The 20302-nt window shown below is 68.4% G+C and carries 18 protein-coding genes; 6 read left to right on the plus strand and 12 right to left on the minus strand.

From position 1 onward, the window contains the following. The first annotated feature begins 80 nt into the window (after positions 1–80). Complete coding sequence (locus tag ABNX08_RS05190) at positions 81–1259, plus strand: CAP domain-containing protein (protein WP_022534102.1); 1179 nt, start codon at positions 81–83, stop codon at positions 1257–1259. Between the two features lie 47 nt (positions 1260–1306). Here the strand turns inward: ABNX08_RS05190 and ABNX08_RS05195 are convergent, their stop codons facing one another. The 3 genes from ABNX08_RS05195 to ABNX08_RS05205 all read right to left on the minus strand — a co-directional run bounded on the left by ABNX08_RS05195 (position 1307) and on the right by ABNX08_RS05205 (position 5026). After that, positions 1307–2551, minus strand: a complete 1245-nt coding sequence (locus ABNX08_RS05195) for a hypothetical protein (protein ID WP_022534103.1) — start codon at positions 2549–2551, stop codon at positions 1307–1309. Further along, positions 2548–3189 carry a sigma-70 family RNA polymerase sigma factor gene (locus tag ABNX08_RS05200; RefSeq protein WP_041680968.1) on the minus strand — a complete coding sequence of 214 codons (642 nt, stop codon included), beginning with the start codon at positions 3187–3189 and terminating at the stop codon, positions 2548–2550. Before ABNX08_RS05200 ends, ABNX08_RS05195 begins: the two co-directional genes overlap by 4 nt. A 79-nt stretch (positions 3190–3268) precedes the next feature. Then, positions 3269–5026, minus strand: a complete 1758-nt coding sequence (locus tag ABNX08_RS05205; protein WP_022534105.1) for a VWA domain-containing protein — start codon at positions 5024–5026, stop codon at positions 3269–3271. A 205-nt stretch (positions 5027–5231) separates the two neighbouring features. On the opposite strand from ABNX08_RS05205, the gene ggt reads away from it, so the two are divergent. Continuing rightward, positions 5232–7124 carry a gamma-glutamyltransferase gene (gene ggt, locus ABNX08_RS05210; protein ID WP_349609458.1) on the plus strand — a complete coding sequence of 631 codons (1893 nt, stop codon included), beginning with the start codon at positions 5232–5234 and terminating at the stop codon, positions 7122–7124. A gap of 83 nt (positions 7125–7207) precedes the next feature. Here the strand turns inward: ggt and ABNX08_RS05215 are convergent, their stop codons facing one another. From ABNX08_RS05215 to ABNX08_RS05230, 4 genes are all read right to left on the minus strand, one after another. Then, on the minus strand, positions 7208–8284 hold the full coding sequence (locus ABNX08_RS05215) for a phosphotransferase (protein ID WP_022534107.1): 1077 nt from the start codon (positions 8282–8284) through the stop codon (positions 7208–7210). Between the two features lie 60 nt (positions 8285–8344). Further along, a complete protein-coding gene (locus ABNX08_RS05220) occupies positions 8345–9070 on the minus strand; it encodes a histidine phosphatase family protein (protein ID WP_022534108.1) in 726 nt (241 codons plus the stop codon). Between the two features lie 98 nt (positions 9071–9168). Next, entirely contained in the window at positions 9169–9948 is a 780-nt protein-coding gene (locus ABNX08_RS05225; RefSeq protein ID WP_022534109.1) for an oxepin-CoA hydrolase, alternative type, read from the minus strand. A gap of 36 nt (positions 9949–9984) precedes the next feature. Then, positions 9985–11508, minus strand: coding sequence for a 3-hydroxyacyl-CoA dehydrogenase (locus tag ABNX08_RS05230; protein WP_022534110.1), 1524 nt, complete (start codon positions 11506–11508; stop codon positions 9985–9987). 193 nt (positions 11509–11701) lie between these two features. Between ABNX08_RS05230 and ABNX08_RS05235 the strand changes: the two genes are divergently transcribed. Beyond that, positions 11702–12343 carry a glutathione S-transferase gene (locus ABNX08_RS05235; protein WP_022534111.1) on the plus strand — a complete coding sequence of 214 codons (642 nt, stop codon included), beginning with the start codon at positions 11702–11704 and terminating at the stop codon, positions 12341–12343. 75 nt (positions 12344–12418) lie between these two features. Here ABNX08_RS05235 and ABNX08_RS05240 read toward each other — a convergent pair whose 3' ends face one another. Together ABNX08_RS05240 and ABNX08_RS05245 are read right to left on the minus strand one after the other, a co-directional pair. After that, complete coding sequence (locus tag ABNX08_RS05240) at positions 12419–13591, minus strand: pyridoxal phosphate-dependent aminotransferase (RefSeq protein ID WP_022534112.1); 1173 nt, start codon at positions 13589–13591, stop codon at positions 12419–12421. 79 nt (positions 13592–13670) lie between these two features. After that, the gene (locus ABNX08_RS05245) at positions 13671–14213 is read right to left on the minus strand and encodes a putative toxin-antitoxin system toxin component, PIN family (RefSeq protein ID WP_022534113.1); all 543 of its coding nucleotides are present in this window, start codon (positions 14211–14213) and stop codon (positions 13671–13673) included. A 49-nt stretch (positions 14214–14262) separates the two neighbouring features. Between ABNX08_RS05245 and yaaA the strand changes: the two genes are divergently transcribed. Then, a complete protein-coding gene (gene yaaA, locus ABNX08_RS05250; RefSeq protein ID WP_349609454.1) occupies positions 14263–15048 on the plus strand; it encodes a peroxide stress protein YaaA in 786 nt (261 codons plus the stop codon). A 38-nt stretch (positions 15049–15086) separates the two neighbouring features. Further along, positions 15087–16229: a M14-type cytosolic carboxypeptidase gene (locus tag ABNX08_RS05255; RefSeq protein WP_022534115.1), complete on the plus strand. Its 1143-nt coding sequence runs from the start codon at positions 15087–15089 to the stop codon at positions 16227–16229. 71 nt (positions 16230–16300) lie between these two features. Here the strand turns inward: ABNX08_RS05255 and ABNX08_RS05260 are convergent, their stop codons facing one another. From ABNX08_RS05260 to ABNX08_RS05270, 3 genes are all read right to left on the minus strand, one after another. Then, positions 16301–17050, minus strand: coding sequence for a BspC domain-containing protein (locus ABNX08_RS05260; protein WP_374063647.1), 750 nt, complete (start codon positions 17048–17050; stop codon positions 16301–16303). A 251-nt stretch (positions 17051–17301) separates the two neighbouring features. After that, on the minus strand, positions 17302–18189 hold the full coding sequence (locus ABNX08_RS05265; RefSeq protein WP_022534117.1) for an N-formylglutamate amidohydrolase: 888 nt from the start codon (positions 18187–18189) through the stop codon (positions 17302–17304). 12 nt (positions 18190–18201) lie between these two features. Next, positions 18202–19188: a tripartite tricarboxylate transporter substrate binding protein gene (locus ABNX08_RS05270; RefSeq protein ID WP_022534118.1), complete on the minus strand. Its 987-nt coding sequence runs from the start codon at positions 19186–19188 to the stop codon at positions 18202–18204. A gap of 147 nt (positions 19189–19335) precedes the next feature. Between ABNX08_RS05270 and ABNX08_RS05275 the strand changes: the two genes are divergently transcribed. Beyond that, complete coding sequence (locus tag ABNX08_RS05275; RefSeq protein WP_022534119.1) at positions 19336–20280, plus strand: LysR substrate-binding domain-containing protein; 945 nt, start codon at positions 19336–19338, stop codon at positions 20278–20280. Positions 20281–20302: the final 22 nt, after the last annotated feature.

Consider the following 20302-nt stretch of genomic DNA (forward strand, 5'->3'; position numbering starts at 1 on the left):
CAGGTTGTCTTGCTGGCTGTCCGCCTCGGCGGATCCTCCGGGCAGTCTCCTTCCTCCGACTACCACGACGATTCAGACCGATGACCGGGACACGCTTGCTTGCTGATTGCCAAGAGACTCTGCCGCGACGCGCGCGGCGCACCACGCTCGCCCTGACCACCCTTTGCGCCGCTGCCGCGCTGGCGCTGTCCGCCTGTGGCGGCGGCGGTGGCGATGGCGGCGATGCCGGCACCTCGGCCGGCTCTCCGCAGGGCTCCACGCAGACAGCAGGGCAGGGCAGCACGCCGACGGGCGGCCAGACCGGTTCGACTTCCACGGCAGGCGCCTGCTATACCGTCAGCGGTGCCGCACCGGCGCCTGCCGCCGGCAGCGGCATCACGCTGCTGCCGGCACGCGGCAGTGCGGTCAGCAACTACCGCGTGCTGGAAGAGCCGCGCACCGCCGGCCTGTGCTACGCCAACTATCGCCGCGAGCAGGTAGGCCTGCCGCCGCTGGCCGCGCGCGATGGGCTCAACACGGTCGCGCAGAACCACACCGCCTACATGCTGGCCAACAACACGCTGACGCACGACGAAACCAGCGGCCGGCCGGGCTACACCGGCGCTACTCCGAACGCGCGCATCCAGGCCGCCTACCCGACCAACGCCACCGCCGAAGTCGTGGCGGGCGCCAACCGCTGGACCTCGGCGGCCAATGCGCAGCTGTCGATGTCGCCCAAGGACGCGCTGGTCTCCGACCTGGTCAATGCGCCGTTCCACCGCGCCGCGCTGCTGGGCAGCTACGGCTCGGCCGGCAGCGGCTTTGCCGAGAGCGTGGGCCCGAACGGCAGCGGCACCGCAGCCACCTACTACCAGACCATCGACCTTGCCGACGCCTCCAAGGGCGGCAGCGACAACCAGATGGTGGCCTACCCGTTCAACGGCCAGGCCGACGTGCCGGCCAGCTGGGTCAATACGGAAAGCCCCAACCCGGCGCCGGGCTACGAGGGCAAGACCGTGGGCTACCCGGTGTCGCTGCAGGCGATCAACACCTCGCTGCAGTTCGATGCCGACAACTTCACCATCACCGATGCGCAGGGCAGCAACGTCAACTGCGTCAAGGTCGACAGCCGTTCGTCGGGCTTGACCAGCGCCGCGCGCGGCCTGGCCATCTGCACGCCGGTGGCGCCGCTGGCCAGCCAGCAGCGCTATACCGTACACGTCACCGGCCGGCTGGGTTCGCAGCCGGTGGACCTGAGCTGGTCGTTCACCACGCGCTGATCTTCGCGCGCTGACCTTCACACGTCAGCCACCACGCACCGGCGCGCTCATTGCGGCGCGCGGTGCTGCAGTTCGATGCGCACCTGGCCCGGCGCCAGCGTGCGGTCGGCCTGCACGGCAAATGGCACTGGCGGGCGTTGTCCCGCCGGCAGCGACTGCCACAGCCGTTCTGCCCATTCCCTTATTTCCGTATTGTCCGGCTCGGCTGCCCACAGCGTGAGCGGGGTCAGTGTGTCCAGGCGCGCCGCCGTCGCGGCGGGGTCGTCCTGTGTCGACACGGTCATGGCAAGCGCAGCGGACGCGGCGGCCGCTGCGCGCTCGCGTGCGGCCGCCATCGGCGGTGCGGCCTTGCGGGCGAAATTGGCCTGCGGTGCGGCGGCCGGTGGTGGAGGCGGGGCCGGCGCTGCGGCAGCGGGTGCAGCAGGCGGTGCGGCTTCCGCCATGGCCGAGTAAGCGGGCGCTGGCGGCATGGGCAGGGCGGGCGGTGACGCCGTGATCGCCGGCGCGTGGGTAGAGAGGCCTTCGCTGGCTTGCGCCGCGGGCTCGCTGTCCCTGGCGGATTCGCGCGGTGCGCTGCGTTCGGCCGGCGCGCGGCTGCGCTTGTCTTCATTCGTGGCGGGACGCCGTTGCTCGCGCTGCGGGGGGGGGGCGGCTTGCACGGCTGGCGGTGCCGGGCTTGCCGGCGCCGCGGCTGCGGCTTCCGGTGCGGCTTCTGTTGCGGGCGCAGCCGCGATGTCGGCAGCGGGCGCTGGTGCTGGCGCGGATATCTCGCGCGTGGTCGCCGGCAGCAGCGCGCCATCGTCGATCTGCCTCAGCACGATGCTGGTCGTAAGCCCCGCCACCGCGGCGACGCTCGCGGCCAGTCCCAACGAACGCCACCACTGGCGTGCGCGCACGGCGTGCGAGGTGCGCGCCTGCTCGGCCTTCTGCGCGGCCGCGTTGGCCTGCGCTTGCGCAGCAAGCCAGTCGCGCGTGGCGGCGCTGACCGGTGCGCCGAGCACATCGGCTGCCGGCTGGCCCGCCGCAACGCGATCGAGCAATGCGTCGCGCCGTGCTGCCTGTGCCGCCTGCACGCGCGCGGCCTCCTGCAACACCGCCGCGGCAAGCGTTGGCGGTGCGGGGAAGGGCAACGGCGCCGCACTGGTCCGAAGCCGATCGGCTTCCTGCTGCGCTGTCCGCGCGGCAGCGCGCACGGCCGCTTCCAGCGCGTCCGATGGCGCGTAGGCCGGCAGGCGCTTCAGCAACGCCGAGAGCCGGTCCTCGCCATCGATAAATCGATCCACCGCGCTCACGACCGCGTCTCCTGCGATCCCGGCACGCTGCCGGCCAGCTCGCCGCGCAGGTGCGCGAACGCATAGCGGAGCCGGCTCTTCACCGTCTCGAATTTCTCGCCCAGCATCAGCGCGATATCCTCGACGCTCATATCGCTGAAGAAGCGCAGCACCACCACTTCGCGCTGCGCCACCGGCAAATGCAACAATGCGCGATGCACATGGTGCGCGTGCTGGCGCAGCTGCAGTTCGGCTTCGGGCGAGAGGTCGTCGGCGGGTATCTCCAACGGCTGCTCATCCTGCGACTCACGTTGGCGCGCATCGGCGCTGCGCACCTGGTCGAGCCATGTATTGCGCGCGATCTGAAACAGGAAGGTGCGGAACGCCGCAGTGGGCTGGTAGTCGCCGCAGCGGGTCATCAGCTTGACCCAGGTCTTCTGTGCGATGTCTTCCGCTTCGCCGCTATTGCCCTGGCACAGCCACGCCACATAGTTGTAGAGGCCGGCATTGTGGCGGCGGAACAGCTCGGTGACGGGCTGCTCGATGATGCCGCCGGCCACCAGCAGCATCAGGTCGTGGTCGGGCAGCGAGGCCAGCGCGTCGCCGGACGGGTGGCTTGCGGGAGAAGGGGGCTCGGGTGGGGGCTCGGGTGCCTGCATGCGCCGGAGTATAGGAGAGGCGGAGGCGGCGCGACAGGTCGTCGCCCCGCCTCCCGCTGCCTCGCGGGGCGATGTGGTGTCAGCGTGCCGCACGCTCGGGCGATCCTGCTCCGGTCGTGCCGACGGGAGCGGCCGTGGCCAGGCTCTGCGCCAGGTCCACGAGCTTGAGGAACTCGCCGCGGTAGCCGAAGCGGTCGGCGCCGCGCGCGCCCTGCGCCAGCGCGCGGGCATCGGCGTAGCCCCACGTACCGGTAAACTTGCCGCCGCGCAGCGCCTGGCCGAAACCGGCCACGGCCGCGGCGAAGCGGAAGTCGTCATCGCCTTGCGCCAGCGGCCGGATCGCCTGACGGGCGACGGTGACATCCATCAGCTGGCTGGTGCTGGCCGTGGGCAGCTTGTAGCGCAGCTTGACATGCGCCAGCTCGCCGTCGCGCCCGGGCGCCGGTGCGGGCTGCTGGTAGCGCAGCGGATCGACCAGCCCTGGCTGGCCCGCCAGCGTCAGCTCGTACAGCGCGGTCACGGTATGGCCCGCGCCGATGTCGCCGGCATCGACCTTGTCATTGTTGAAGTCTTCGCGCGCCAGCATGCGGTTCTCATAGCCGATCAGCCGGTACTCCTTCACCGTGGCCGGATTGAATTCCACCTGGATCTTCACGTCGCGCGCGATGGTGGCCAGCGTGGAGCTCATTTCGCTGACCAGCACCTTGTTGCCTTCCATCAGGTTGTCGATATACGAGTACGCGCCGTCGCCGGCATCGGCCAGCTGCTCCATCAGTTGCTCGTTGTAGTTGCCGGTGCCGAAGCCGAGCGTGGACAGCGATACGCCCGACTTGCGCTTCTCTTCGACCATGCTCTTCAGCTGCCTGAAGTCCGTCACGCCCACGTTGAAGTCGCCGTCGGTCGCCAGCAGCACGCGGTTGATGCCGCCGGCGATATAGCTTTGCTGCGCGGCCTGGTAGGCCAGCGCGATGCCGCTGGCGCCGGCGGTGCTGCCGCCTGCCACCAGTTGGTCGATGGCGGCGCCGATGGCGGCCTTGTCGCTGCCCGGCGTGGGTGGCAGCGCCACGCGCGTGCCACTGGCGTAGGTGACCAGCGTGATGCGGTCCTGCGGGCGCAGCTTGTTCACCAGCAGCTTGAGCGAGGACTTCAACAGCGGCAGCTTGTCGGGCGAATTCATCGAGCCGGACACGTCCACCAGGAACACCAGATTGGCGGCCGGCAGCGCGCCGCTGGCCATGTCCTTGCCCTTGATGCCGATGCGCAGCAGCACGTTGGCAGGATGCCACGGGGCGGGCGCCAGCGCGGTATGCACGGCGAATGGCCGCCCATCGGCCGGCTGCGCGTAGTCATAGGGGAAGTAGTTCAGCAATTCCTCAACGCGCACCGCGTCGGCGGGTGGCAGGCGCCCGGCATTGAGCAGGCGGCGCATATTGCTGTAGCTTCCGGTATCGACATCGATGCTGAAGGTGGACACCGGTGCCTGCGCCACCAGCTTGACGCCATTCTCGTCGATCGCGCCGTAGCGCTCGCGGTCTGCCGCCGGAGGCGGAGGCACGTAGTACGGCCGCGGCGCCATGGCGGCACGGGTGTGCATTTCGGCGGCCGGCGCGGCCTTGGCGGCGTTGGCCGACGGCACATAGGCCGGTGATGGTGGCGCAGGCACGGCCGGGGCGTGGGCCTCCGTCGGCGGGGCCGGCTGCGACACATCCTGGGAAACCGCCGGCGAACGGCCGCCGCAGGCCGACAGCGCCAGCGCCAGCGCGGCTGCGCAGATGGCGGTGGCGGCCCGGGAACGCCGGGCGCCGACGGTGGAAACGACCGGTGCGCGAAGTTGCATGTTGTTCTCCTTGGGGGCCGCGGCGGAACGCCGGCATGACGGCCTGTCGATGAAACGGGGCAGGCGGGCGTTCGGGGTTAGACGGCTGTTTTTTTTTCACCGGCACGAGGCTGTCGCGCCATGTGGCGGGATTCAGACTTTCCCCCGCCCCCCGGATGCGCCGATCGCCACTACAATCCCTTGATCCTTCCCCCGGAGATATCGCATGGCTCACCTTGACCCCTCTTCGACGGTCTGGCGCGGCGCGCTGGCCCTTGGCCTGACGGCGCTGCTCGGTGCTTGTGGTACGCAAGGCGGAGGGACGGCCGCACCGGCCGCGCCTGCCGCGCCGACCGCTGCCCCGGTAGCAACGACACCTCCGGCCGCCATGCCGCCGGCCCCGGAGGTCTCCTCCGGCTACCGCCCCGGCATGTCGACGGTCTACGCGCAGCGCCACATGGCCGCCGCCGCCAATCCGCTCGCGACCGAGGCGGGGCGCACCATCCTGCGCCAGGGCGGCTCGGCCATCGACGCCGCCATCGCCATGCAGGCCGTTCTGACGCTGGTCGAGCCGCAGGCCACTGGCATCGGCGGCGGCGCCTTCATCATGTACTGGGACGGCAAGCGTGTGCAGGCCATTGACGGCCGCGAGATGGCTCCGGCCGGCGCCACCGAAAACCTGTTCCTGCGCCCCGACGGCAAGCCGATGGAGTTCAGCGAGGCGCAGATCGGCGGCCGCTCGGTCGGCACGCCGGGCGTGATGCGCGCGCTGGAGATGGCACACCGCCAGCACGGCCGCCTGCCGTGGGCCAAATTGTTCGAGCCCGCCATCGCGCTGGCGGAGAAGGGCTTCCCGATCTCGGATCGGCTGTACACGCAGGTGGCCGCCGACAAGTTCCTGGCCAATTCGCCCGAGATGGCCACGTACTTCCTGGATGCGCAGGGCAAGCCCAAGCCGGCCGGAACGGTGCTGAAGAACCCCAGGCTCGCGCAGACGCTGCGCGATGTCGCCCGGCGCGGCGCCGGCGTGCTGTACAGCGGCCCGATCGCGCAGGACATCGTCGCCAAGGTGAACGGCAGCGCCAACGCCGGCTCGCTGTCGCTGGCGGACCTGCGCAACTACAAGGCCAAGGAGCGCGAGCCGGTCTGCACCGACTACAAGCGCTGGAAGATCTGCGGCATGCCGCCGCCGTCGTCAGGCGGCATCGCGATCGCGCAGATCCTGGGCACGCTGCAGGCGCTGGAGACCAAGAATCCCAAGTACGCGCTGGCTGCGCTCAAGCCCCAGGGCGTGAATACGCCCGCGGTGATGGAAGCCAACCCTGACGCCGTCCACGCGATCTCCGAAGCTGACCGCCTGGCCTATGCCGACCGCGGCCTGTACGTCGCCGATGCGGACTTCGTGCCGGTCAACGTGGCCGGCCTGGTCAACTCGTCTTACCTGGCCTCGCGCGCAGAGCTGATCGCCGACAAGAGCATGGGCAAGGCGCAGCCGGGCGTGCCGCCGGGCACTGCGGTGGCCTATGCACCCGACCGTTCGCCGCCGCGCATCTCCACCTCGCAGATCGTTGCCGTCGATGACCGCGGCGGGGCGATTTCAATGACCACCACGATCGAGTCGTACTTCGGTTCGCATCTGATGGTGCGCGGATTCATGCTGAACAACCAGTTGACCGACTTCTCCTTCGCGCCGAGCGAGAACGGCAAGCCGGTGGCCAACCGCGTGCAGCCGGGCAAGCGCCCGCGCTCGTCGATGGCGCCGACGCTGGTGTTCGACCGCCAGACGGGCCAGCTCGTCGCCACGGTCGGCTCGCCCGGTGGCTCGCAGATCATCGAGTACGTATCCAAGACGCTGGTCGGCATGCTCGACTGGAACATGGACGTGCAGGCGGCGATCGGCATGGGCAACTTCGGCAGCCGCAATGGCCCGACCGAGGTGGAGAAGGGGCTGGTATCGCCGGGCCTGGTGCAGGCGCTGCAGCAGCGCGGCCACCAGGTGGCGGAGATCGAGATGACGAGCGGCACGCAGGCGATCATGCGCAAGCAAGGGCCTGACGGGAAGGCGGTGTGGGCTGGTGGCGCGGATCCGCGGCGGGAGGGGGTGGCGCTGGGGGATTGAGCGCCGCACGTGGCTGATGAAATACGGGCGCCGATGGCGCCCGTATTACTTTGCTGCGTTACTTTGCTGCGGCAGTGGCCGTGTCAGCCCTTCGCCTTCTGCGCATACTCCCACCCCATCTCCGCCATCGGCCGCGCACGCTTGCCGGCATCCAGCGCCTGCGCCGACGATGCCGTGCCATCCACAACGCGCTTCATGATCCCCTGCAGGATGCCGGCGATGCGGAACATGCTGAAGGCGAGGTAGAAATTCCAGTCGCCGGTGATCGGGCGGCCGGTGCGCTGCTCGTACAGGCGGCGATAGGCAGCTTCATCGGGAATGCCCAGCGCGGTGAAATCCAGCCCCGCAATGCCGCGGAACTGCCCCGGGGCGATATGCCAGCTCATGCAGTGGTAGCTGAAGTCGGCCATCGGGTGGCCCAGCGTGGACAGTTCCCAGTCCAGCACGGCCAGCACGCGCGGCTCGGTGGGGTGGAACATCAGGTTGTCGAGCCGATAGTCACCGTGCACGATCGAGGTCAGGTCGGCGTCTTCCTGCGGGATATGCTGCGGCAGCCAGTCCATCAGCGCGTCCATGGCCGGGATCGATTCGGTCTCTGACAGCTTGTACTGCTTGGACCAGCGCTCGATCTGGCGCTGGAAGTAGTTGCCCGGCTTGCCGTAATCGCCCAGCCCGATGGCTTTGTAGTCGACCGTGTGCAGCGCAGCGATGACGCGATTCATCTCGTCGTAGATGGCGCCGCGCTCGGCGGGGCTCAGGTCCGGCAGCGACTGGTCCCACAGCACACGGCCGGCGACGAACTCCATGATGTAGAAGGCGCGGCCGATCACGGACTCGTCCTCGCACAGCGCATACATGCGGGCCACCGGCACGTCGCTGCCCGCGAGCGCGGCCATTACGCGGTACTCGCGCTCGATCGCGTGAGCCGACGGCAACAGCTTGCTCTTGGGGCCGGGCTTGGCGCGCATCACGTAGGTCTGGCCCGGCGTGATCAGCTTGAAGGTCGGGTTGGACTGGCCGCCCTTGAACTGCTCCACGGTCAGCGGACCGGCAAAGCCCTCCACGTGCTGGCGCATCCAGGCTTCCAGCGCGTCGGTGTCGAAGCGCTGCTGGTCCGCCACCGGGCGCGTGCCCTCGAAGTGCGATACGTTGCTCGTCATGCTGTCTCCGTTGGTTTTCTGTTCGGCATCGGTTGGAATTCGATCCATCTCGCGGCGCGCTCAGCCCTGCGGCTGGCGTCCGCGCAAATACTGGTGCAGCAGCACTTCCATGGTGGTGTGGCGCGTGCCGCTGTGAACGGGCGTGGGCGGCGAGTAGTTGGTCATGCGTACCACCCAGTCGAGCGGGTCGTCGCCCATGTCGAGCACGTTGATGCAGCCCGCGGTCTGCAGCAGCGAGCCGAAGAACACGCGTCGCCCGCAGGTGATCGCCTGCGACAGGATGGCGCGGTTGGTGCCGCCGTGCAGCACCATCAGCACGGTGTCCCAGTCGGGATCGGCGCGCAGGCGCTCCAGGGAGGGCAGTACGCGGTCGAGGAACTGGCCGATGGTCTCGCCGTTGAGGAAGCGCTTGTCTTCCGGGACTTCGCCCTCGAAGGCGCCGACAAAGGCGTCGCGCAGGTCCTGGTCGGCGATGGCGGACAGGTCGCCGCCGCGGATCTCCTGCAGCGCGGGCCAGACTTCCGGCACCACGTCGTCCATCCCGGGCAGTTCGGCCAGCACGCGCTCGGCCGTCTCGACGGTGCGCGGCAGGCCGCTGACGATGACGCGGTCGAAGCGGATCTGTTCGGCGGCAAAGGCGCGGCCGGCGGCGGTGGCCTGCACGCGGCCGGTCTCGTTGAGCGGCACCATCTCGGGCAGGGCGGGGCGCCCGGCCTCATCGAAGTAAGAGACGGCGCCATGCCGCATCAGGTAGATGCGGCGACGCGAGGGCGGCGGCAATTCCATGCGTTGTCTCCTTGCTTGGTAGCGGCATGCCCGTCTGTCGCGGGCTGGCCGTAATGATGATCGGCGGGGTGATCAGCCGGGGTGATCAGCCGGGGTGATCAGCGATACTGCGGCTTGCGCTTCTCCAGGAAGGCGCTGATACCTTCGCCGCCATCGGGGTGATGCAGCGCGGCCACGAAGCTGTCGCGCTCGGCTACCAGGTGTTCGGCCAGCGAGGCCGTGCCCGCATGGTTGATCAGGCCCTTGATGCGGCCCACCGCATGCGGCGATTGCTTCGCGATGCCCTGCGCCAGGCGCAATGCCTCGGCCAGCGCCTCGCCCGACGGCGTGACGCGATTGACCAGCCCGAACTGCGCCAGCCGCTCGGCGTTGACCGGCTTGCCTTCCATCATCAGTTCGCTTGCGAGCTGGCGCGGCAGTGCGCGCGCCAGCTCGTACGAGCCGCCGCCATCCGGCGTCAGCCCGACCGAGACGTAGGCCATCACGAACTTGGCGTCACTGGCCGCGACTACGAAATCGCACGCCAGCACTACCGAGAAGCCCGCGCCGGCGGCCGCGCCTTCCACTGCCGCGATGATCGGCTTGGGAAAGGCGTGCAGCGACTGGATCCAGCCGTTCAACACCTCGATGCTGGCGGCCTGCACCTCGGGCGGCTGGCTGCGGTTGCCCAGCAGCCGGTTCAGGTTGCCGCCTGCGCAGAACATGCCGTCGGCACCGGTGAAGATCACCGCGCGCACCGAGTCATCCGCGGCGGCCTGTTCCAGCGCCGCTTTCGATGCCGCATAGATGTCCGGGTGCAGCGCATTGCGTGCCTCGGGGTTCGAAATGGTCAGCACCAGCGTCGAATCGACGCGTTCAGATAGCAGCTGTGCGGGCATGGGGGCGGGTCTCGCTGATTGCGGTGCGGGGAGGGATTACTGCTCTTCGGCCAGCAGCGACAGGCCCAGGCCGGCACGGCGCCACAGCCACGGGCTCGGGCGGTAGCGCATGTCGCCGGTGAGCGCTTCCATATTGCGCAGCGTCTCCAGCACCAGCTGCGGGCCGACCGCGTCGCCCAGCGCCAGCGGGCCCTTCGGATAGCCCAGGCCCAGGTTGACGGCCAGGTCGATGTCGGCCGGCGTGGCGATGCGCTGCTGCGCGATATCGCTGGCGATATTGATGATGCAGCAGAGCACGCGCTGCGCGACAAAGCCGGCCGAGTCGCGGATCACCGTGACCGGCACGCCGTCGCTGGCGAACAGGCCGTGCGCGGTGTCACGCGCGGCGGCATTGGTGGCCGGCGTGGTCATCAGCGTGCGGCGCTTGGTGGCCTCGAACGGCAGCAGCGTGTCGATGGCGACGGTACGGGCCGGGTCCAGGCCCTGTTGCAGCGCGCTGGTGGTGGCGTCCAGGCCCAGCGGCGTGACGATGATCAGTGCGTCGGCCGAGGGCTTGTTGCCACCTTCCGGGGTCACGCCCAGCGCGCCCAGCAGCTTGGTCACCATGGCGTGGCCGCGCTCGCTGGCGTGGCTGACCCACACGCTCGACGGGCGCGCGCTCGGAACCACGGCGGCCGCAGGCACCTGCTTCTGGCCGTCGGCGTAGCGGTAGAAACCGGCGCCGGCCTTGCGGCCGACCAGTCCGCCGACCGAGCGGATCGCCGTGATCGGCGACGGGCGGTAGCGCGGCTCCTGGTAGAACTGGTTGTAGATCGATTCCATCACCGGGTGCGACACGTCCAGCCCGGTCAGGTCCATCAGCTCGAACGGGCCCATGCGGAAGCCGGCCTGCTCGCGCATGATGTTGTCGATGTCAACGAACTCGGCCACGCCTTCCTGCGCGGCCTTCAGGCCTTCGATGTTCATGCCGCGGCCGGCATGGTTGACGATAAAGCCCGGCATGTCCTTGCAGCGCACCGGGGTATGGCCCATGCGGCGCGACAGCGCCATCAGCGCATCGCCCACCGCGGGGTTGCCCGACAGGCCGTCGATGACCTCGACCACCTTCATCAGCGGCACCGGGTTGAAGAAGTGGTAGCCGGCGATGCGGCCCGGCTGCTTCGCGCCGACCGCGATCGCGGTGATCGAAAGGGAAGACGTGTTCGAGGCGATGATGGCGTCTTCGCGCAGCACGGCTTCGAGCCTGGCGATCAGGTCGCGCTTGACCTCAAGCTTCTCGACGATGGCTTCCAGCACCATGTCGCAGCCGGCCAGGTCTTCCAGCGCGCCGCAGGGCTTGACGCGGGCCAGCGTGGCCTCGGCGTCGGCGGTGCTGATCTTGCCCTTGTCGGCGAGCTTGGCCAGCGTATCCTGCAGGTACTGGCGCGCGGCGGCGACCGCCTGCGGGTTGGCGTCGTACAGGTTGACGGTGAGGCCTGCCTGCGCGGCAATCTGCGCGATGCCGCGGCCCATGGCGCCGGTGCCGACGATGCCCAGCGTGTCGATGGTGAAAGTGCTCATCGTTCGTCCCAAAAGTTGTGGTTAAATTAGCACGATCGTACGTTTTTTGCACCTTCCCGAACAGATGGGCAGGGCAGGCGGCGTGCGCTGATCGGCCAGGCCGGACACTGCAGGCCCCGGATGGTCCACAATCGCCCACACGCCTGCAGGATCTGCACTGCGGGCGACCATTCCAACAACGGAGAGAGACGACATGCTGAAGCTCTGCGGTTTTGCCGCCAGCAACTACTACAACAAAGTGAAGCTGGCGCTGCTGGAAAAGGAGGTGCCGTTCGAAGAGGTGTTGGCATGGCTCGGTGAAACCGACCCGGCCGCGTCGCCGGCGGGCAAGGTGCCCTACATCATCACCGAATCCGGCTCGCTGTGCGAGTCCGAAGTCATCGTCGAATACCTGGAAGCGGCTTATCCGCAGAAGCCGCTGCTGCCCCAGGATCCCCTGCAGGCCGGCAAGGTGCGCGAGATCGTCACCTTCATGGAGCTGTACCTGGAGCTGACCGCGCGCGAGCTGTACCCCGAGGCCTTCTTCGGCGGCAAGGTCAGCGACAACGTCAAGGAGCGCCAGCACAAGCTGCTGAACCGCTATATCCCCGCGTTCGCCAAGCTGGCGAAGTTCTCGCCCTATATCGCTGGCGACAGCTTCACGCTGGCCGACTGTGCCGCCGCGGTGCACCTGCCGCTGGTGTCGTCGTGCACCAAAATCATCTACGGCACCGACCTGCTGGCAGACCTGCCGGTCAAGGACTACCTGAAGACGCTGTCGCAGCGCGAGACGGTGCAGAAGGTCAATGCCGACCGAAAGGCCAATACCGAGCTGATGCTGAGCCGCAACAAGTAATACTCGGCTGCTTCAACGCAAAACGCCCGCGACTCGTCGCGGGCGTTTTGCGTTTGCCGGCCGATCCGCCAGCGCTTACAGCTTGCCCAGCCGCTCCAGCGCCAGCGCCAGCGTCTCTTCCTTCTTGGCAAAGCAGAAGCGCACCAAGCCCGATTCACGCGGCTGCGTGTAGAACGCCGATACCGGGATCGCGGCCACGCCGAGTTCGCGCGTCAGCCACATCGCAAAATCAGCCTCGCTCAGGTCGGAAATGGCCGAGTAATCGACGCACTGGAAGTAGGTACCGTCCGACGGCAGCAGCTTGAAGCGTGTATTGGCCAGCCCGGCGCGGAAGAAATCGCGCTTGGCCTGGTAGAACGCCGACAGCTGCAGGTAGGGCGCCGGGTCGGCCATATAGTCGGCCAGCCCGTACTGCACCGGCGTGTTGACGGTGAACACGTTGAACTGGTGGACCTTGCGGAATTCGGCCATCAGCGCCACCGGCGCGGCCACGTAGCCGACCTTCCAGCCGGTCACGTGGTAGGTCTTGCCGAAGCTGGAGATCACGAAGCTGCGCCGCGCCAGCTCGGGGTGGCGCGACACCGAGGCGTGCTCCTGGCCGTCGTAGACCATGTGCTCGTAGACCTCGTCCGACAGCAGCAGGATGTCGGTGCCGGCCAGGATCTGCGCCAGCTTGTCCATGTCGCCCGCCCGCCAGATCGTGCCGGTCGGGTTGTGCGGCGTGTTGATCAGGATCATGCGCGTGCGCGGCGTGATCGCGGCGGCCAGCTTGTCGAAGGGCACGCGAAACTCGGGCGCTTCCAGCGTGACCGGCACGGCGGTGGCGCCGGCCAGCTCGATCGCGGGCAGGTAGCTGTCGTAGCAGGGCTCGAGCACGATGACCTCGTCGCCCGGGTGCACGGCGCACAGGATGGTGGTCAGGATGCCCTGGGTGGCGCCGGCGGTGACTGTGATCTCCGTGTCCCAGCTGTACTGGTGGCCGTACAGGTTAGCGATCTTGGCGGCGATGGCCTGGCGCAGGCGCGGCACGCCTGCCATCGGCGGGTACTGGTTATGGCCGGCGCGCATGGCTGCAGTCACGGCGTCGACGATCTTCGGGTCGCAGTCGAAGTCCGGGAAGCCCTGGCCCAGGTTGACGGCGTTCTTCTCGGTAGCGAGCGCCGACATCACGGTAAAGATGGTGGTGCCGACGGCGGGCAGGCGCGACGGCGGCGGGGTCAGGGGAGCGAGCGTGGTGTCTGCGGACATGTTGCGAGCGTGTCGATGCGGTGAGATGGGGAGCGGCCTGCTGCGCGTTCCGGTCAGGCCCGCGCGAGGTGCGGCAATTCTAAAGCGGATCGGCCGCGCTGTCGGCGCCGGCCTGCGTGGCCAGCCACGCGCCGAAACCCGGCGGCGTCAGCACTTCCACACCGCTGGAGCGGCGCAGGCGGGTGCGCAGCTTCAGCACGGCCTTGTCCTTCGACACCAGGCACGCCGCGCCGGCAAAGTGGGCCAGCTCGACGAACTTCTGGTCGTCGGTGTCCTTGCAGCGCGGCAGCCGGATGGCGTCGAAGTCGGCCTGCGGCGGCGCGGCTTCCAGGCTGGCAAGGCGGTCGACCGTGGCCAGCGCGGCGTCGATATCGACGGCAAAGCGGGCAAATTGCGGATAGGCCAGCACCCGGCGCAGCTCTTCGCGGCAATCGGCACGGATCACCGGGGCGATGGTGCCGGCCTCCAGCGCCACGCGGATCGGCTCCACGTGCGGGTCGCGAAAGACCAGCAGGTCGACCCAGATATTGGAGTCGAGCACCACGCGGGGTGCCGCCGGGGGCGTGGATGTGACGCCGGCGATGCTGGCAGGGAGAGTAGTTCCGGTGGTGTCGAGGCGCATTCGCTACAATCTTGGCTTGTTTGTCCTTGGCTACTGCCGCGATTTTGCCATGCTCATCGTTTTGTCTCCCGCCAAGTCGCTTGACTACGAGACACCCCCTCGCATCAAGACCCATACGCTGCCGCGCTTTATCGACCGTTCCGCCACGCTGATCGAGCGCCTGCGCAAGCTGGCGCCGCAGGACGTCGGCGCGCTGATGGACATCTCCGACAAGCTCGCGGTGCTCAATGTGACCCGCTACGCCGACTGGTCGCCCGAGTTCACCGCGGCCAACAGCAAGCAGGCCGTGCTGGCCTTCAACGGCGACGTCTACGACGGCCTCGACGCGAAGACGTTGTCGGCCGACGACCTCGGCTTCGCGCAGAAGCACATCCGCATCCTGTCGGGCCTCTACGGCGTGCTGCGTCCGCTGGACTGGATGCAGCCGTACCGGCTGGAGATGGGCACGCGGCTCGACACGGCCGCCGGCAAGGACCTGTACGCGTACTGGGGCGACGAGGTCACGCAGATGATCAACGGCGACATGGCCGCGCTCAGGCAGGAAGGCGCGCCGGTGCTGGTCAACCTGGCCTCGGAAGAGTATTTCAAGGTGGTTCGGCCCAAGGTGCTGAACGCGCGCATCGTCACGCCCGTGTTCGAGGACTGGAAGGGCGGCCGCTACAAGATCATCTCGTTCCACGCCAAGCGCGCACGCGGCACCATGGCGCGCTACGCGGTCACGCATCGCATTACCGAGCCGGAAAAGCTCAAGCGCTTTGCCGAGGATGGCTACGCCTTCGACGCCGCGGCTTCCGACGCCGCCCGCTGGGTGTTCCGCCGCCGCCTGGAAGACTGAACCGACTGCCCGTACCCACTGCCACGAGACTGCCCGCCATGCCTTCCGCCCTGCATATCTCCTCGCATTTCGATTCCGGCGCCATCGAGGTCGAGGCGCTCGACCGTGCCGACGATATCCGCCTGCGCATCCGTGCCGATTCGCATGCCGACTTCCGCCAGTGGTTCCACTTCCGCCTGCAGGGCGCGGCGGGGCAGGCGTGCCGAATGCATTTCCTCAACGCCGGCGACTGCACCTATCCGGACGGCTGGCGTGACTACCGCGCGGTGGCCTCGTACGACCGCGCGCACTGGTTCCGCGTGCCCACGCGCTTCGACGGCCACGTGATGACGGTGGACTTTACGCCGGAACATGACAGCGTCTGGTTTGCGTATTTCGAGCCATACCCGGACGAGCGCCACCTGTCGCTGCTGGCCACCTGCCAGCGCTCGCCGCTGGCACGCCTGTCGCACCTGGGCAGCACCGTGGACGGGCGCGACATGACCCGTGTCACGCTGGGCCAGCCCGGCCCTGGCAAGAAGACCATCTGGATGATCGCGCGCCAGCACCCGGGCGAGAGCATGGCGGAGTGGTTCGTCGAAGGCGTGCTGCAGCGCCTGACCGGCACCGGGGTGTGGGCCGGCGACCCGGTCGCGCGCAAGCTGCTGGAGCGCGCCGTGTTCCATATCGTGCCGAACATGAACCCGGACGGCTCGGCGCGCGGCAACCTGCGCACCAACGCCGCCGGCGCCAACCTGAATCGCGAGTGGATGGCGCCCAGCCCCGATACCAGCCCCGAGGTCTATCACGTGCGCCGCGCCATCGAGGCCAGCGGCTGCGACATGTTCTTCGATATCCACGGCGACGAGGGGCTGCCGTACAACTTCGTCGCCGGCAGCGAGATGCTGCCCGGCTTCACCGAAGCGCGCCGGCGCGAGCAGCTGCGCTTTATCGGGGCCTTCAAGCGCGCCTCGCCGGATTTCCAGGACGTGCACGGCTATGCGGCCAGCAAGTACAACGCCGATGCGCTCAAGCTGGCGTCCAAGTACATCGGCCATACCTTCGGCTGCCTGGCGCTGACGCTGGAAATGCCGTTCAAGGACAACGCCGACCTGCCCGACCCCGAGGTCGGCTGGAACGGCGCGCGCAGCGCGCTGCTGGGCACGGCGATGCTGCAGGCGATCCTGGACTACCTCGGCTGACCCAACGCCAATGGCCCGCCGCAAGGGCGGGCCCGTCCGGCGTCCACGTGGACGCCGCGCTTATTTCCAGCTTATTGCTTCTTCTTGGTCTTGCTGCTCGTCTGGGCCGAGCCGGACGTCGACCTGGACGACGCGGACTTCGACGACTTCGATGCAGAAGCGCTCGACTTCGACGCCGAGCCCTTGCGGCTCTTGCTGGACGAGGTGCGGGTCACGGCCGGCGCGGCCGGCGGGCCCGAGGCCTCGGTGACAGTGGCGCCGCCGCTGTCCAGCAGTTCGTACGCCAGCATCATCCCATCGTCATAGCCGCAGCGCACCCGCACCGGCTGCCATTCGTTGTCGCCGCGGCGCTTGTGCGCGGTGGCGGCGAACGTGACTACCGAGCTGACCGGCACGGCCTGCTTGCCGGGCGAGAAGCGGCCGCTCCACGGTTCGGTGGTGGCCTGTCCGGCAGCGAGCGCGCCGGTGGGGATCTTCAGCGCGTCGTAGGTGGCCGAGCGCGGCACCACCCAGCTGGCGTGCGCGGCGCAGTCGGCCACGTCACTGGTGGCGTTCTCGGTCTTCATCAGCTGTTCGCGCATGCGCGCGCGGTACTCGGACAGGCTGACGCGGCCGCGGTCAGGCAGGGTGATGGTCTTGGTGGGCGGAGTGGTGGAGGCGGCAGGCGTGGCGGTGGTCGTGGCAGGTGCCGGCACGGTGGCCGGGGCGGCGGCCTCGTCGGCCGGCATGTTGGCGCAGCCTGCCAGCGCGATCGCACCGGCCACTGCGGCAGTCACCATGCGGAGCCCGCTGCCGAGCAGTTCGGAGATTCGTCGGATCACGGTGTTAGCGGTGTGTGCGTGCCAGCCCAGGGGGCTGGGATGCAGAATGGGTCGCAAAGGATTGCCATGATAGAGGAAACCTATCTGACAAAGTTCCTAAATCTTGTTACCCATTCTTCCAACCCATGATGTCGCGCAGGAAGTGACTTGCCTGCTAGCAGGAATCACCCTTGCCGCACAACTGCGGCGAACCCGCAGCCACCGTCGCTGTTGGCCGTGGACGACTGTCCCGGCCAACGGCGCGTTGCCGCTCACGCCACGCGCGAGGGCATCGAGCGCGTGAAGCGCAGCAGCTCGTCGAGCAGCGCGTTCAGGTTATGGCGCAGCTTGGCGAAGCCCGCGGTGTGGGTCAGCCCAACTTCGTCCATATACAGCTTGCGGTTGACCTCCAGCTGCAGGCTGTGGCGCCCGGCCTGCGGCTGGCCCACCACGCGCACGATCTCCACGCCCTTGTATGGGTGGTTGCGCCAGACGTCGTAGCCCATGTCCTTGAGCACGCCTTCGACGCGGTCGGTGAAGCGCTTGTCGCAGGTGGTGCCGTCGCGGTCGCCGACGACAAAGTCCGGATGCTCCAGCCCCGGGAACTCGGTCGCGTATTCGGCGGCGTGGCTCGGCATCGAATGGCAGTTGATGTGCCAGGCGGCGCCGTGGCCGGCGATGGCGCGGTCGGCCAGCTTCTGCAGTTGCGCGTAGTACGGCAGGTAGTAGCAGTTGATGCGCGCCTGCACCTCTTCCACGCTCAGCTTGCGGTCGTAGATCGGCTCGCCGGTATCGAGCACGCGCCAGACCAGGCCCTTGCCGAGCCGTGTCTTGGAGGTCTCCTGCTTTGCGCCGGGCCACGGCACCTCCAGCAGGGTCTCGTCGATCTCGTCCAGCGCGCGGTTGGCATCCAGGTAGCTGCGCGGGAAGCCCGCGCAGAGCAGCGGGATGCCGCGCGCGGGGGCGCCGGCGTAGAGCTCGTCGACAAAGGTATCCTCGGCCTGGCGCAAGAGCGGCAGCGGCAGGGCCGGGTCGGGGCGGAAGTCCGTCGGGTAGGTGGTCGCGCTGTGCGGCGAGTCCAGGAACAGCGCGGAGGGCTCGCCCTCCGGCTGGTACAGGAAGAACGGACTGTCCGCGGTCTTTCGTTCTGTTTCAGTCATGGCGGGGCAAAATCAGTCGAGGGAGATCTTGGCGGTGGCGGCAATGCGCTTGTTCTTGGCCACTTCGCTCCTGACCTGGGCGGCAAAGTGGGCAGGGGTGTCGCCAACCGGGGTGGCGCCGAGCTTCTCCAGCTTGGCCTTCACTTCCGGCATGGCCAGCACCTTGATTGCGGCGGCGTTGAGCTTGCCCTGGATATCGGCCGGCAGGTTGGCCGGCGCGATCAGGCCGAACCAGGCGGCGTCGTTGACTTCGCCCAGGCCCAGCTCGGCAAAGGTCGGCACGTTGGGCAGCGCGGGCACGCGCTTGGGCGCGGCTACGGCCAGTGCGCGCAGCTTGCCGCCTTCGATGAACGGCAGCGACGACGGCAGGTTGTCGAACAGCACCTGCACCTGGTTGGCCAGCGCGTCGTTCAGCGCCGGGCCCACGCCCTTGTACGGCACGTGCAGCAGTTCGGTCTTGCTGCTCATCTTGAACAGTTCCCCCATCATGTGCGAGACGCTGCCGTTGCCGGCCGAGCCATAGGCCAGCTTGTTCGGCTGCGACTGCGCCAGTGCGATGAAGGACTTCATGTCGGTGGCCTTGACCGCCGGGTTGATGCTCATCACGTTGGGCACCGAGGCCAGGTTGGTGATGGTGGTGAAGTCCTTGGTTGCATCGTAGGACAGGCGCGGGTAGACCGCAGGGTTGATACCGTGGGTCGAGGCGGTGGCGATGCCCAGCGTGTAGCCGTCCGGCGCGGCCTTGGACAGGAAGGTGGTGCCGATGCTGCCGCCGGCGCCGCCTCGGTTGTCGACCACCACGGGCTGGCCCAGCTGCTGGCCGAGCTTGTCGGCGACGATGCGCGCGACGATATCGGTCGTGCCGCCGGCCGGGAACGGCACTACCAGCGTGATCGGCTTGTTCGGGTAGCCGGACTGGGCGGCGGCGCTGAAGGAGATGCCGGCGGCGACAGCGGCCGAAGCGGCGGCCAGGACTCGGAGAAGATGGCGACGTTGCATGGAGGCTTTATGAGGAAGAGGGTGAAGGGCGGAAGGAGGAATGGCGGAACAAAGTGGTTTTCACGATTCTGCGCGTCCGGGCAAGCCCATCGCAAACGAAATAAAATCCCTAGCTCATTCCATCTGGTCGTGAAATAGAGGTGATTTATGCGACGCCTATGTCCGTCGCTGACCGAGTTGCAGGCCTTTGAAGCCGCCGCCCGCCACAACAGTTTTACCGTGGCCGCGCGCGAACTGCATGTCACGCAGGGCGCCGTGAGCAAGCAGGTGCGCAGCCTGGAGGCCTACCTGGGGGTGGAGCTGTTCGAGCGCGTGCGCCAGCGCCTGGTGCTGACCACCGCGGGGCAACGCTACCTCGAGCGCATCGGCCCCAGCCTGAACGAGCTGGAGGCGGCCACGGTCGAGCTGATGGCGAGCCAGGGCCGCGGCGGCGTGCTGCATATCGCCAGCATGCCGACGCTGGGCGCCAAGTGGCTGATCCCGCGCCTGCCGCAGTTCTTCGCACGCCATCCGGAAGTCACGCTGGAATTCGTCCCGCATGCGCAGGGCTACGATTTTTCCGAGCCCGACCTGGATGCGGCGATCCGTTTCGGCGACGGCGTCTGGCCGGGCAGCCTGGCCGACTACATGACCGGGCGCGAGGTGCTGCCGGTATGCCGCCCGGGCCTGCTGGCCGACCAGCCCGACGGCGTGGCGCCCACGCCGGCCGCGCTGCTGCGCTATCCGCTGCTGCACCACACCACCGTGCCCGAAGCCTGGCCCGACTGGTTCGCCACGCTGGGCGTGCCGACGCGCCAGGCCTGGAGCGGGGCGCGCTTCGACCAGTTCTCGCTGCTGACCCAGGCGGCGCTGTCGGGACTGGGCATTGCGCTGATCCCGCGCTGCCTGATCGAGGAAGAGTTGGCCACCGGCGCGCTGGTGGTGGCGCACCCGGCGCAGGTGCTGGCCAGGAAGGGCTACTACCTGTGCTATCCGGAGCAGAAGCAGCACCTGCCGGCGCTGCGCACGTTTCGCGAGTGGGTGATGGAGGGCGCCGACCTGGCCGGTGTGCGGCCGGTGTCCGCGCCGGACGCGGGGGGCATCGTCACCTGACGGTGCCCCCCGGAAGGAAGGA

The organism is Cupriavidus sp. DF5525 (assembly GCF_040149425.2).
Taxonomy (GTDB): Bacteria; Pseudomonadota; Gammaproteobacteria; order Burkholderiales; family Burkholderiaceae; genus Cupriavidus; species Cupriavidus pickettii_A.